The sequence below is a fragment of the Clostridium fermenticellae genome (assembly GCF_003600355.1).
Taxonomy (GTDB): Bacteria; Bacillota; Clostridia; order Clostridiales; family Clostridiaceae; genus Clostridium_AV; species Clostridium_AV fermenticellae.
The window spans coordinates 1666386-1681404 of record NZ_CP032416.1; the positions used below are offsets into that span (position 1 = coordinate 1666386).

Sequence of the window (15019 nt, forward strand, 5' to 3'; positions counted from 1 at the left end):
ATTATAAAATAATCATCATAAAATAAATCAAGGAAAGCACTAAAATTTTGCTAGCTACACTCAAGGAGGTAAAATGATTCATGAGAAATTATAAAAAGTTACCTAATGAAAATTCTAATGATAAAATATATGATAAATATGAAAATAAGACAGCTTATGGTATGAATTCAAGTGATGACAACTATGATGATGTAAATAGTAATGATTGGAATTTCAATGACAACTATGATGATGTAAACTATAATGATTACACAGATCGTTCAGATTGCCCTAACGATTATGATGAAACTTGTAAATACGATACTAAAGTTGAGTCTGATGAAAACTCAGATGATATATCTTCCGATGATGATTTAATTGAAGATATAGATTATACAGAAGATACTTCAAACGTTGATGACTCTATAAGTCATGACTACGATGAAGATGACTATACTGATCCCAAAAGATGTGATGATATTACAGATTGTAACAATGAAGATTATGACTGTAAATCAGACGGGGATTGGTTTAACGAACAAGATTATGATGATGACTGTCATAAAAACGATTTTTGCAATCACCACAAGAAGCACCGTAAATGCAAAGTAAAAATAGTTTGCTGTGAAGGTCCTAAAGGGCCTAAAGGATGTCAAGGTGACCCTGGTGCAACTGGTCCTAGAGGGCCAATGGGTCCAATGGGTCCTAGAGGCCCTAGAGGAAGCAAAGGTGATCCTGGCTCAACTGGTGCTAGAGGACCAATAGGTCCAATGGGTCCTAGGGGCCCTAGAGGATCTAAAGGTGATTGCGGTTGTCAAGGTTCTTGCGGTTGTCCTGGTCCCAGAGGTCCTAGGGGACCTAGAGGATGTCAAGGTGACCCTGGTGCAGCTGGTCCTAGAGGTCCAATAGGTCCTAGAGGACCTAGAGGAGCTAAAGGTGATCCTGGCTCAACTGGTGCTAGGGGTCCTAGAGGTCTTAAAGGTGATTGCGGTTGTCAAGGTTCTTGCGGTTGTCCTGGTCCTAGAGGCCCTAGGGGCCACAGAGGATGTCAAGGTGACCCTGGTGCAACTGGTCCTAGAGGGCCAATGGGTCCTAGAGGCCCTAGAGGAGCTAAAGGTGATCCTGGTTCAGCCGGTCCATCAAGCGAATGTAAATGTGTAAGTCAAATGAGAAATATTTTAGAGCAAATTATGTGCCTATTCCCTAATGCGATAATCGATGTAGCTTATGAAAATGGTGGTCATGTATCCGGAGTACCATGTGGTTTAACACCTAATGGAAGAAACAGTGGCGTATTATTACTTTCAAATTGTGGAAAAATCACTAACAGAATAAATATCTGCAGAATAGCATATATAACTGTTAGAAACAAATGCCTTATAGATTGTGATGGAAGATTAAAAATTTGCTTCTTGCCAGTCCCTGATGAAATTCCTCAAGGAGGAGAAGCAGATTGTGAAAGAGCTGTAAGAAAAACTTTAAAATCACTTATCGGATGCAAAGTCAATGTAGTAGTTGGTGGAACAAACACCGGTTACCAGAGAGTTAGAGCTACCGCTTACGGGGTTGCATTACTTTCCAATAATATAATAGTTTCAACTTGTCATATAGAAGATATAAAATAGAAAAATTTTGATTATGGGGCTTTCTTTTTAAGAAAGCCCTATAAAAATCACTTTATTATTATATAATTTAAAATAGTTTCTTTAATTAATCATTCATATATGTTTCAAGCATATCAAGCAATTCATCAAATCTCTTTATTGTATCCTCCAAAGGCTTAGGTGTAGTCATATCAACTCCTGCTTTTCTAAGAACATTTATAGGATAATCACTAGAGCCACTTTTTAGAAATCCCTTATAGGCCTCTACTGCCTTTTCTCCATCTTTAAGTATTGCATTTGCAAAGGAATGTGCTGCTGCATACCCTGTAGCATACTGATATACATAGAAATCCCAATAGAAATGTGGGATTCTTGACCATTCCATATCTATCTCTTTATCCACAATCATATCCTCTCCAAAATATTTCTCATTTAATTTTCTCCAAATACTACATAAATCATCTCCTGTGAGTGGTATACCGCTTTCTACCTTTTCATGAGTTATTTTTTCGAATTCAGCAAACATTACCTGCCTGAACACAGTAGTTCTGATCTGTTCAAGTTCTTGATTTATAAGATAAAGTTTTTTATTCTTATCATTTTCATTATTAATTAAATATCTCATTAAAAGACTTTCATTAGTAGTTGAAGCAACTTCAGCACAAAAAAGAGAGTAGTTCGAATATATATAAGGCTGATTCTTTCTTGAATAATAAGAGTGTATAGAGTGTCCCATTTCATGTGCCAATGTTGATACATCTGTAAGACTGTAATTATAATTTAAAAGCACATAAGGCATGGTATCATAATCACCTGTGGAATAGGCTCCTCCTATTTTATTCTTATTCGGATATATATCAATCCATCCTTCATTTATTCCTTCACTGAATATATCTATATATTCTTTTCCAAGAGGAGTAAGAGCCCTTTTCACTATTTTCACCGCATCATTAAATTCTATATGATCTTTTGCGATATCTATTATAGATACATATAAATCATACATATGCATTTCTCTAAGCCCCAGAAGTTTCTTTTTAATCCGTATATATCTATGCAGTGATTTTAAATTATTATTTACAGCATCAACCGTATTATTATAAACATCAATAGGTATATCATTTGGTTTTAAAGAACATTCCATAGAATTTTCATACTTTCTCGTCTTTGACATAAAAACAAAGTTCTTTATATTTGAAGTAAGTGATGCCGACAAAGTATTTTTATACTTCTTATAGGTATTAAATAAAGCCTTGAATGCTTCTTCTCGTACTCTTCTATCTTTTGATTTTATAAACTCCAAATAATTTACATCTGTAAGTTCAACGTCTTTACCATTTTCATCTTTTATGTTTGGGAAAGTCATATCAGCATTTAATAACATGTTATAAATTTTTTCAGGAGCATTCAAGCAGTCCGACACAGAAGCTATAAGTTTTTCCTGCTCTGCACTTAAAGTGTGAGGCTTCCTTTTTAATATTTTGTAGAGTAAAAATTTATACACATTTAATTCTTTAACATCCTCTATAAATTTTTTTATACTTCCATCTTTTAAACTTAATATTTCAGGGATAAAAAATGCTTCTATGCTTTCTACCTCAGCACTATATTCATATATCCTATCTTTTAAAACCTGGAAATCAGGATTGGCAGTATCTTCATCATTTTTCATATGTGCAAAAATCATTAACTTACCTAACAATCTTGAAACTTCTTCTTGTTTTTGCAAACACTCTAAAAGTACTTTTCCATCCGACAATTTACCAGTATACTCACTTAATTTTGGTGCCTCAATCTTCAGTTTTTCAAAATCCTCTTTCCACGCCTCAACATCTTTATAAATCTTTTCAATATTCCATTTATATTCTTTAGGTATCTCTTCTCTTCTTTTTATCTGTCCCATAAAAAATTTTACCTCTTTTCTACGTTTTTAAGAATCTAAGATTAATTTTCCCATAATCGACCTTAATTATAAAGTCTTTTATTATATACTTCTATCTAAAATTTATAGTTTTCTTAACCTTCTTACAATATCCTCGTATTCTTTCTCGAGTTCATCTTTATTACAATTTTTAAGTGACATTTGAGTAACTATATAGGTAAGCTTCATCTGTAAAATTGATTTTTCTATACCAGTATCCTTTTGCTTTTGTGGCACTTTTTTTATTTCTTCAAATTCCTTTAAATTTCCCTCAAATTCTGTTATTTTTTTATTCTGAATTATCAGCAGTCTATCAGCTGTAGCATTTATAAATGCTTTATCATGTGAAACATAAATTACTGTTCCTTTGTAATCTTTCAAAAAATTTTCGAATACTTCAATGGATTTTACATCGAGATAATTTGTAGGTTCATCAAATAAAAGTACATTTGCATCTGATACAAAAAGCTTGGCAAAAGAAACCCTTACTCTCTCTCCACCACTCAATGTGCTTACCTTATTATAAATTTTATCACCACAAATTAATAGTTTAGCTAAAGTTCTTCTAACTTCACTTTCATCTTGAACACTATTTTTCATAACATTTTGAAATACCGTTTTATCAAAATTTAGGATACTTAAATCCTGATGAAAATATCCAATAGTAGCCTTTGGTACAATATGAATATGTTTATCTTTTTTGTCTATTAAATTTAGAAGTGTAGTTTTTCCAGATCCGTTACACCCTACAATTGCTGTTTTTAGTCCATTACATATTTTGAATTTAGCATTACAAAATATCTGTTTATTACCATATTCAAAAGATAGATCAGAGCCGGACATTATAATTTTATTTTCAGGAGGATTAGTAAGTGAAAAATCAATTCCTATATTAAAAATCCTATCAGGCCTTTCCTTAATTTCAAGTTTTTTAATACGCGACTTTATCCTTTTTAATGAACTATCCACCTTTTTCTTTTTCTCACTAACTTTGCCCTTGTGAAGTCTTGCCTCTGAATTTCCCATTCTATTTGGCGCCTTCTTTATAGATTTTGATTTACTGTGAACACCCATCATTGCTTTATGAAGTCTTGTTTTCTCTTCAATATATTTTTCATATTCTTCTCTCTGTTTCTTTAATTCTAAGACTTTTTGTTTTTTATAAGAAGAATAATTTCCATAATAAAGAGAAAGCTTTCCATTATTTATTTCTACGATTTTATTACAGATGCTATCCATAAAGTCCCTGTCGTGGCTTATCAAAACAAGTGTTCCTATTTTCATAAACTTTTCTTTTAGAATACAAATACTTTTATAATCCAAATTTGAAGTTGGTTCATCAGTCAAGAGAAGTTCACTATCTTTACTTAATTCATCTGCGATATTAAGCTTTGCACATTCACCACCGCTTATATTTTGTGAATTAAATTTATTATGAACTTCAAATTCTTTAAATAGCTTTCCAGAACCATTTATATTTTTGTCTAGAAACTGCTTAATATATGCTATAGAAGAATATCTTTTTACAATCCCCATATCTATATCTATATCTCCTGACAATATATTTAAAAATGTAGTTTTTCCGGCACCATTATCCCCTATAACTCCTACTTTATCTCCAGTTTGTATTTTAAAATCATTAACTGATATAATTAATCTATCACCATAATATTTCTTTAAATTTACAGCTTCTAAAATTAACATAAAAAAATCTCTCCTTTGCAAATGCTGGAAAGATAAATGAATATACAATATAAACTTATGCAAAAAGACATAGGTATCCTGTAGTAATTAATATTTCATTTAAACTAATCCAGCAAAAAATAATGGTATAAAACCATAAAATTAATTTCTAAAATACTGAATTAGTTAATCTTCATTAATTACATACCTCATTCTTTCTTAATATATTTACATTTTACTATATGTAAATATATTTTGCAATTACTTAATTATTTTATATAATATAGTAGGCATTAATGCAATTATAATTTTGCAACATTACTAGGAGGTATTACTATGAAAAAATATGATACTGTTATATTTGATTTAGATGGGACGCTGCTTGATACACTTGAAGATCTCACAGACAGCGTAAATTTTGCATTAAACTTATATGGATTTCCACTTAGAAATATAGACGAGATAAGACAATTCGTAGGAAATGGTGTTGCTCGTTTAATTGAACTTTCTATTCCCTGCGGAATTGATAATTCAAATTACAAGAAATGTCTTGAAGACTTTCGAGAACATTATTCAAAAAATATGCAAAATAAGACTGCTCCCTATGAAGGAATCATGGAACTTCTGAAACAATTATCAAATAAAAACTATAAAAATGCAATAGTATCAAATAAATTTGACACAGCTGTAAAAGGACTCAATGAGCTCTACTTTAAGAGATATATAAAAGTTGCAATTGGAGAATCTGAAAATATTAGTAAAAAACCAGCTCCTGATGCTGTATTCAGGGCTCTTAAAGAATTAGATTCCAATATCGAATATGCCATTTATGTTGGTGACTCAGAAGTAGATATCATGACAGCTAAAAATTCAGGATTAAAATGTATAGGAGCAGCTTGGGGATTTAGAGGCAGAGAATTTTTAAATAAGAAAGGTGCAGATTTTATTATTGACAAGCCAGAAGAATTGTTAAAAATAATTGAATAAAAGTCATAAAAGACACTAACAATGATTTATGTTAGTGTCTTTTTCATGTATAAATACCTGGCGATGACCTACTCTCCCGCAGGGCTGCCCCTGAAGTACCATCGGCACAATAAAGCTTAACCTACCTGTTCGGTATGGGAAGGAGTGTTGCCTTTATGTAATAACCACCAGATTGCTGATTGCTTCTAAACCTTTGATTTAGATAAAGAATCAGTACTCCCCAGCTTTGCTGGGTGAGTTTCCTGTTTAAAAATTACTATAAACTCCGCATATCTTCGTCAAATATCTCACTGCGGTACTCATTTACATTAAGTAAACTCCGTTCCCCGCTTCAATATTTTCCCCGATCTGCCCGTTTCTACTAATTTTTATGCATTGACTAAAACTCTAATAAAATTTATACTAACCGGAGGTTTACAAATAAATCCCGGCTACTTGAGATTGTTCTCTCAAAACTGCACAGTAAAGATAGAAGAAATTGATTAAGAAAAGTAACTGGTCAAGCCCTCGACCTATTAGTATCAGTCAGCTGAACATATCGCTATGCTTACACCTCTGACCTATCAACCTTGTGTTCTTCAAGGGGTCTTACTAGCTTACGCTATGGGAAATCTAATCTTGAGGTGGGCTTCACGCTTAGATGCTTTCAGCGTTTATCCCGTCCCGACATAGCTACCCAGCCGTGCTCCTGGCGGAACAACTGGTACACCAGAGGTCAGTCCATCCCGGTCCTCTCGTACTAAGGACAGCTCCTCTCAAATTTCCTGCGCCCGCAGCGGATAGGGACCGAACTGTCTCACGACGTTCTGAACCCAGCTCGCGTGCCGCTTTAATGGGCGAACGGCCCAACCCTTGGGACCTACTTCAGCCCCAGGATGCGACGAGCCGACATCGAGGTGCCAAACCTCCCCGTCGATGTGGACTCTTGGGGGAGATCAGCCTGTTATCCCCGAGGTAGCTTTTATCCGTTGAGCGATGGCCCTCCCACGAGGTACCACCGGATCACTAAGCCCGACTTTCGTCCCTGCTCCACCTGTATGTGTCGCAGTCAGGCTCCCTTCTGCCTTTGCACTCTGCGAACGATTTCTAACCGTTCTGAGGGAACCTTTGGGCGCCTCCGTTACATTTTAGGAGGCGACCGCCCCAGTCAAACTGCCCGCCTAACAATGTCCCGTGACCAGATAAATGGCCTCCGGTTAGAATTCCAGTACTGTCAGGGTGGTATCCCAAGGGTGACTCCACCAGGGCTAACGCCCGGGTATCTAAGTCTCCCACCTATCCTGTACAGACAATACCGAAACTCAATGTTAAGCTGCAGTAAAGCTCTACGGGGTCTTTCCGTCCAACTGCGGGTAGCAAGCATCTTCACTTGCACTACAATTTCGCCGGATTTGCTGTTGAGACAGTGCTCAAATCATTACGCCATTCGTGCGGGTCGGAACTTACCCGACAAGGAATTTCGCTACCTTAGGACCGTTATAGTTACGGCCGCCGTTTACTGGGGCTTAAGTTCATACCTTCGCCATACGGCTTAGTATTCCCCTTAACCTTCCAGCACCGGGCAGGCGTCAGCCCCTATACATCAGCTTACGCTTTAGCAGAGACCTGTGTTTTTGCTAAACAGTTGCTTGAGCCTATTCTCTGCGGCCATCAATAAAGATGGCACCCCTTATCCCTAAGTTACGGGGTCAATTTGCCTAGTTCCTTAACAGCAATTCTTCCGATGGTCTTAGGATTTTCTCCTCACCTACCTGTGTCGGTTTGCGGTACGGGCACCGGTTTACTCCATAGAGACTTTTCTTGGCAGCGTGGAACCGGATACTTCTCTCTTAAAAAGAGATCCCTGTAACACCTTAACTAATCCCGGTGGATTTACCTTCCGGGCACGTCTGAGTGCTTAGACACACATCCAATAGTGTGCACATCCTATCCTCCTGCGTCATCCCATCTGTCAAACGCAAACTGGCGGTATTGGAATATCAACCAATTGTCCATCACCTACGCCTTTCGGCCTCGGCTTAGGTCCCGACTAACCCTGGGAGGACGAGCCTTCCCCAGGAAACCTCAGGTTTTCGACCAATAAGATTCTCACTTATTTCTCGCTACTTATGCCAGCATACTCACTCCTGTACGGTCCACCGCTCCTTACGGTACGGCTTCAATCCATACAGGAAGCTCCTCTACCACTCTTACGAGTCCATAGCTTCGGTGGTAAGTTTTAGCCCCGGACATTTTCGGCGCAGGATCTCTCGACTAGTGAGCTATTACGCACTCTTTAAATGAGTGGCTGCTTCTAAGCCAACATCCTAGTTGTCTTAGAAATCCCACATCCTTTACCACTTAACTTACACTTTGGGACCTTAGCTGATGATCTGGGCTGTTTCCCTTTTGACCACGGATCTTATCATTCGCAGTCTGACTGCCGGGATACAAGTAAATGGCATTCGGAGTTTGATAAGGTTCAGTAACTTTTTAAAGCCCCTAGCCTATTCAGTGCTCTACCTCCATTACTCAGTCCCGACGCTAGCCCTAAAGCTATTTCGAGGAGAACCAGCTATCTCCGGGTTCGATTGGAATTTCTCCGCTATCCACAGCTCATCCCATGGTTTTTCAACACCAACGCGGTTCGGACCTCCACGGAATTTTACTTCCGCTTCATCCTGTCCATGGATAGGTCACCCGGTTTCGGGTCTACAGCATGCAACTGGTCGCCCTATTCAGACTCGGTTTCCCTCCGGCTCCGTACCATAAGTACTTAACCTTGCTACATACCGTAACTCGCTGGCTCGTTCTACAAAAAGCACGTCGTCGCACTTAAATGTGCTTCGACCGGTTGTGGACACACGGTTTCAGGTTCTATTTCACTCCCCTTCCGGGGTTCTTTTCACCTTTCCCTCACGGTACTGCTTCACTATCGGTCACCAGGTAGTATTTAGCCTTGGGAGGTGGTCCTCCCAGCTTCCCACAAGGTTTCACGTGTCTCGTGGTACTCTGGAATAAATCTAACTAAAATTCTTTTTTACTTACAGGGCTTTTACCTTCTGTGGCGGAGCCTTCCAGCTCTCTTCAATTAAGGAATAAAAGTAATTGTGATCTACCCGCAACCCCAGGAACAAGTTCCTGGTTTGGGCTCATTCTCTTTCGCTCGCCGCTACTAAAGAAATCGATATTTCTTTCTCTTCCTCCGGGTACTTAGATGTTTCAGTTCCCCGGGTGTGTCTCTATAAACCTATGAATTCAGTTTACAGTACATGACGTTAGTCATGCGGGTTGCCCCATTCGGAAATCTACGGATCACAGGCTATTTGCGCCTACCCGGAGCTTATCGCAGCTTATCGCGTCCTTCTTCGACTCCTGGTGCCATGGCATTCACCATGCGCCCTTTGTAGCTTGACCTTTTAAGTAAAAATTGCTATAAACTCCGTATCTTTCTGTCAAATGTTTCGCCCGGATACTCACTTACCTAAGTAAGATTCGCTCTTCGCCCGACATTTTCCTCAAGCTACCCGTTTCTATCAATTTTTACCGGTTAATTAATAATAATATACATTAATATATATCAAATAATTAAGAATCTTTAATCAATTTTACAAAGTAATAACTTTACTTTAACTTTCTTCTCTGTGCAGTTTTCAAAGAACAATATGAGAATGATGACAGATAACATCTGCTATCTGTTAAAAACCCTATAGATTTAAGCCTGCGGCCCGGTGTAATTTTAACGTCAAACTACATTTAGTTAAATTACCCGTTAAAAACCGTTCGGGTTTTTAACCCCTCAAAATCAAACAGAGTAAGTATAAACCGGTCTTTAAGATAGAGTTACCTATCTTACGACTCCTTAGAAAGGAGGTGATCCAGCCGCAGGTTCTCCTACGGCTACCTTGTTACGACTTCACCCCAATTATTAACCCCACCTTCGGCCGCTGGTTCCTTACGGTTACCCCACGGACTTCGGGTGTTGCCAACTCTCATGGTGTGACGGGCGGTGTGTACAAGGCCCGGGAACGCATTCACCGCGACATTCTGATTCGCGATTACTAGCAACTCCAGCTTCATGCAGGCGGGTTTCAGCCTGCAATCCGAACTGAGGTGAATTTTAAAGTTTGGCTCACCCTTGCGGGTTTGCATCTCTCTGTATTCACCATTGTAGCACGTGTGTAGCCCTAGACATAAGGGGCATGATGATTTGACGTCATCCCCACCTTCCTCCCGGTTGACCCGGGCAGTCTCACTAGAGTGCTCAACTTAATGGTAGCAACTAATGATAGGGGTTGCGCTCGTTGCAGGACTTAACCTAACATCTCACGACACGAGCTGACGACAACCATGCACCACCTGTCTCCCTGCCCCGGAGGGCTTCCCTAATTACAGGTAATTCAGGGGATGTCAAGTCTAGGTAAGGTTCTTCGCGTTGCTTCGAATTAAACCACATGCTCCGCTGCTTGTGCGGGCCCCCGTCAATTCCTTTGAGTTTTAATCTTGCGATCGTACTTCCCAGGCGGAGTACTTATTGCGTTTACTGCGGCACAGAAGGGGTCGATACCTCCTACACCTAGTACTCATCGTTTACGGCGTGGACTACCAGGGTATCTAATCCTGTTTGCTACCCACGCTTTCGTGCCTCAGCGTCAGTTACAGTCCAGAAAGCCGCCTTCGCCACTGGTGTTCTTCCTAATCTCTACGCATTTCACCGCTACACTAGGAATTCCGCTTTCCTCTCCTGCACTCCAGATATCCAGTTTGAAATGCAGTCCCCGGGTTAAGCCCGGGGTTTTCACATCCCACTTAAATATCCGCCTACGCACCCTTTACGCCCAGTAAATCCGGACAACGCTCGCCACCTACGTATTACCGCGGCTGCTGGCACGTAGTTAGCCGTGGCTTCCTCCTCTGGTACCGTCATTATCGTCCCAAAAGACAGGGCTTTACAATCCGAAAACCTTCATCACCCACGCGGCGTTGCTGCATCAGGCTTCCGCCCATTGTGCAATATTCCCCACTGCTGCCTCCCGTAGGAGTCTGGACCGTCTCTCAGTTCCAATGTGGCCGATCACCCTCTCAGGTCGGCTACGCATCGTCGCCTTGGTGAGCCGTTACCTCACCAACTAACTAATGCGACGCGGGCCCATCTCAAAGTGGATTACTCCTTTGGTTGCTTTACTATGCAGTAAAACAACATTATGCGGTATTAATCTCCCTTTCGGGAGGCTATCCCCCTCTTTGAGGCAGGTTGCCCACGTGTTACTCACCCGTCCGCCGCTAGATCCATCCCCGAAGGGATTTCTCTCGCTCGACTTGCATGTGTTAAGCACGCCGCCAGCGTTCGTCCTGAGCCAGGATCAAACTCTCAATTTAATTTCTTATATAAAACTCTTATTCAGAGTTTTGAGTTCAACTTAAGCTCATTTACTTTACTTTCAAGCTAAGCTGCCAAAGCAGCTTTCAAAAGAATTGCTGGTTTATTTTTACTCTTCTCTGTTTGATTTTCAAGGTTCATCGCCGCTTCATCCAAGCGACTTATACATCTTACCATGCACTCTCTAAACTGTCAAGAACTTTTTTTAAATTTTTTTAATTACCATTAAATATAATTAAAAATTCCTCTAAAAACTTTTCCTGGCTACCACTTGAGTTTCCCTCAAGCGACATGAAATATGATATCATCTTTCATTGAAATATAAATTTATAAACATTATCATCACATAAAATTAAATCAATTGCTCTTTCATTCACCAGCATTCTTTAACTATTGCTTATAGTGACACGCCAGATATAGTTTACCTTTAAATTCATTAATAGTATACAAATAACATCAATCTATATTTTGTTTATATATTGATTTATAAATCCTATCTATGGGTATATCTTTTTCTTTTGATATAATTTTACATTCCTCGTATTCAGGTTTATACTTAATAAGTTTTCCTTTATAATAAGATTTTTTTATTGTTATATCACCATATTCAGTTTTAACTTTTGAAAAACTTCTATCAAGCATTATCTTCCTAACTTTATACCTTCTTACCCCTATAGATGTTGTATTATTAAAAATAATATCTAAAATATCCTTTTCACTTTTATCATTTGTGAGAACACTTAATTTTATACCTGGTCTCCCCTTTTTCATAAATATTGATGTTTTATAAACATCAAGCGCGCCTACTTCAAAAAGCTTCTCTTCAACATAACCATATAGTTCAGGATTCATATCATCTATATTGGTTTCAATGATATACTGTTCATCTATACTTTCTTGTATATCTTTTTCTCCTAAATATAGCCTTAACACATTTGGAATCTTCAAATCATTATGTCCTATGCCATAACCAGTATTTTTAATAAGGAAATCAATTTCTTCAGTAAATTCATCCACATTTGCTTTAAGTATTGCTGCTCCAATAGGTGTTGTTGTTTCAAATTGAACTATTCCAATTTTTATTGGAACATCTTTTAGTATCTCTGCTGTTACAGGTACTGGTACTGGCATTACTCCATCAGCACATTTGGTAAATCCTCCACCTACTTGAACTTTAGATGATATTATCCTATCTATTTTTAAATAATCTATACATATTGCCGCTCCAACAATATTTAAAATTAAATTTACCTCTCCCACTTCATGAAAATACACCTCATCCATTGTTTTTCCATGAAGTCTTGCTTCTGCTTCCGCGATTTTTGTAAAAGTTTTAAGGCTATTATGCTTAACATTATCATTTAAATCACTTAAATTTATTATATGCTTTATATACTTTAAATTCTTATGATCAATATGTGTATGATTACGCTCATTACCTTCAATACTGTCATTTAATTTAATATCCACTCTTGTTCCATTGATACCCATTTTGCACACTTTATTAATCACAATTTTATACTCAAAATCAATATTCAACTTCAATAATTCACAAATTAAATATTCTTTTGGGACACCTAAGTCTACAAGTGCAGCTAAATTCATATCACCACTTATTCCACAAAAACAATCATAATATAATATTCTCACTTCATATTCTCCTCTTATTTCTTTTAATAGAGTTTATAATTTCAAGCTTAACTTATGCGTAGACCGGGATTTTCAAAATACCGGGCTTTAGAATTACTAAAAGCATTTATAGTACCGAATTTTGGCAGCATCTTCCGGGGTATGGATTAACTTTTCATTTATAAACCCTATACATGTTTGAGCCTGCAAGTTTATAATTACTTACTATATCTAGCCTTCATTTTTTTCTCAATTTTTTCCTTTAGCTTCCATTTTAATTGATAAACAAGAGATATCCCATTTAAACTTTCTATTAGTTTGTCTACATCTATTCCATGAACTGCAGCAGCCTCTTCTATACTCTCATTTTGAGATGAAGGACATCCAATACAACCCATACCAAGCTTTCTTAATATATCAACAGCCTTAGGTCCCATTTTAATCACGTCTTTTATCAAAGTATTTTTGCTAACTTTCATGATAAACATCTCCTTATTAAAGTCAATATGCTTCAGTTACTCTTCATTTTAATTATAATAAATTAAAAAATTATTACAATATAAGGTTTGTAATTCCAAGCTTAACTTAACCTCTAACCGGCGTTTCCAAAATTTAGGCACATTAAAAAATTTTGTAGTAAATCTTAGCGAAGCGTTCTTAAAAATCTTAGTAGATTATATATGTCTGAGTGCAACGAGTTTATATAATCTGCTTAGATTTTTTTAAGCGCAAGCTTAGACTTACTAGAAATTTTTTACGTGACGTATTTTTGAAATCCCGGCCGGAGCATAAGTTAAGCTTTCAGTTACAAACCCTATATCTATTAATCTTTTTTAATACTCTCAGCTTCCTTCTCTTTTATACTAAAGTTATTATCATTTATTCCTATAGTCTTATTTACAATAAACAGAGGCCTATTTTTAACCTCCTCATATGTTCTTGCTATATACTCACCAATAATGCTTATCTGCATCATAATAATACCTGAACAAAATAATATTACTATAATCATTGAAGTCCAGCCTTCGACCGGTCTTTTAGTCGTTATTTTAAATACAATCCAGTAAACTATATTAAAGAAACTAAATAGAGCTATAGATAATCCAATTATATTAAATATCTTTAATGGTTTATAAGAAAAAGAAATCACCGCATCTACAGCAAGCCTTACTAACTTTGCAAAATCATAATTTGTTTTTCCAGTGTTTCTAGGCAACCTATCAAATTCAACACAAGTAGACTTAAATCCAATCCAATGAGTTAACCCCCTGAAAAACCTATTGTGTTCTTTAAGTCTATTAAATTCATTTACAACATTTCTACTCATAAGCCTATAATCTCCAGTATCAAAAGGAATTTCAATATTGCTAAAATATCTCAAAAACCTGTAAAACAGTTTCGAAGTAGCTCTTTTTATAAAAGTTTCTTTTTCCCTTTTACTTCTTTTTGCATATACTAAATCATACCCGTCTAAATATTTACAATACATATCTTTAATAACTTCAGGAGGGTCCTGCAAATCTGCATCCATAATTATTACAGCATCTCCACTCGCATAATTTATTCCAGCTGTATTTGCCATTTCATGTCCAAAATTTCTTGAAAAATCAACAAGCTTCACTTTAGCATCTACATTGCACAACATTTCTATTTTATTTACAGTTTTATCTTTACTTCCATCATTGACAAATATAATTTCATATTTATCAGTAATAGACTGTAAAACATTATTTAACCTATTGTATAGAGGTTCAATATTATCTTCTTCATTATAAGAAGGTATTACAATACTAAGGTCAATCATAAAAATTCTCCTTCTTTAAATATTTATTGCTTTTCTATTTATATAACTTAAAA

Annotated in this window: 7 protein-coding genes and 3 rRNA genes; 2 read left to right on the top strand and 8 right to left on the bottom strand. The window is 36.9% G+C overall.

Going from position 1 to position 15019, the window contains the following annotated elements; genetic code table 11:
• Positions 1-80: 80 nt before the first annotated feature.
• Positions 81-1604 (top strand): collagen-like domain-containing protein, encoded by a 1524-nt coding sequence (locus D4Z93_RS07755; RefSeq protein ID WP_119972147.1) that lies wholly within the window; start codon positions 81-83, stop codon positions 1602-1604.
• 85 nt (positions 1605-1689) lie between these two features.
• Here the strand turns inward: D4Z93_RS07755 and pepF are convergent, their stop codons facing one another.
• Both pepF and abc-f read right to left on the bottom strand, forming a co-directional pair.
• Positions 1690-3486, bottom strand: a complete 1797-nt coding sequence (gene pepF, locus D4Z93_RS07760; RefSeq protein ID WP_119972150.1) for an oligoendopeptidase F — start codon at positions 3484-3486, stop codon at positions 1690-1692.
• A gap of 102 nt (positions 3487-3588) precedes the next feature.
• Positions 3589-5208, bottom strand: coding sequence for a ribosomal protection-like ABC-F family protein (gene abc-f / locus D4Z93_RS07765; protein ID WP_119972152.1), 1620 nt, complete (start codon positions 5206-5208; stop codon positions 3589-3591).
• A gap of 315 nt (positions 5209-5523) precedes the next feature.
• Between abc-f and D4Z93_RS07770 the strand changes: the two genes are divergently transcribed.
• Positions 5524-6174: an HAD family hydrolase gene (locus D4Z93_RS07770; protein WP_119972154.1), complete on the top strand. Its 651-nt coding sequence runs from the start codon at positions 5524-5526 to the stop codon at positions 6172-6174.
• 55 nt (positions 6175-6229) lie between these two features.
• Here the strand turns inward: D4Z93_RS07770 and rrf are convergent.
• The 6 genes from rrf to D4Z93_RS07800 all read right to left on the bottom strand — a co-directional run bounded on the left by rrf (position 6230) and on the right by D4Z93_RS07800 (position 14966).
• Positions 6230-6346 (bottom strand): 5S ribosomal RNA (rrf, locus tag D4Z93_RS07775).
• A gap of 323 nt (positions 6347-6669) precedes the next feature.
• A 23S ribosomal RNA gene (locus D4Z93_RS07780) occupies positions 6670-9570 on the bottom strand.
• 449 nt (positions 9571-10019) lie between these two features.
• A 16S ribosomal RNA gene (locus D4Z93_RS07785) occupies positions 10020-11532 on the bottom strand.
• Together the 16S, 23S and 5S rRNA genes form the textbook arrangement of a ribosomal RNA operon.
• A 457-nt stretch (positions 11533-11989) precedes the next feature.
• Positions 11990-13183, bottom strand: coding sequence for a nickel pincer cofactor biosynthesis protein LarC (gene larC / locus D4Z93_RS07790; RefSeq protein WP_119972157.1), 1194 nt, complete (start codon positions 13181-13183; stop codon positions 11990-11992).
• A 197-nt stretch (positions 13184-13380) separates the two neighbouring features.
• Positions 13381-13641, bottom strand: a complete 261-nt coding sequence (locus D4Z93_RS07795; protein WP_119972159.1) for a DUF1858 domain-containing protein — start codon at positions 13639-13641, stop codon at positions 13381-13383.
• A 344-nt stretch (positions 13642-13985) separates the two neighbouring features.
• The gene (locus D4Z93_RS07800) at positions 13986-14966 is read right to left on the bottom strand and encodes a glycosyltransferase family 2 protein (protein ID WP_119972161.1); all 981 of its coding nucleotides are present in this window, start codon (positions 14964-14966) and stop codon (positions 13986-13988) included.
• Between the last annotated feature and the right edge of the window lie 53 nt (positions 14967-15019).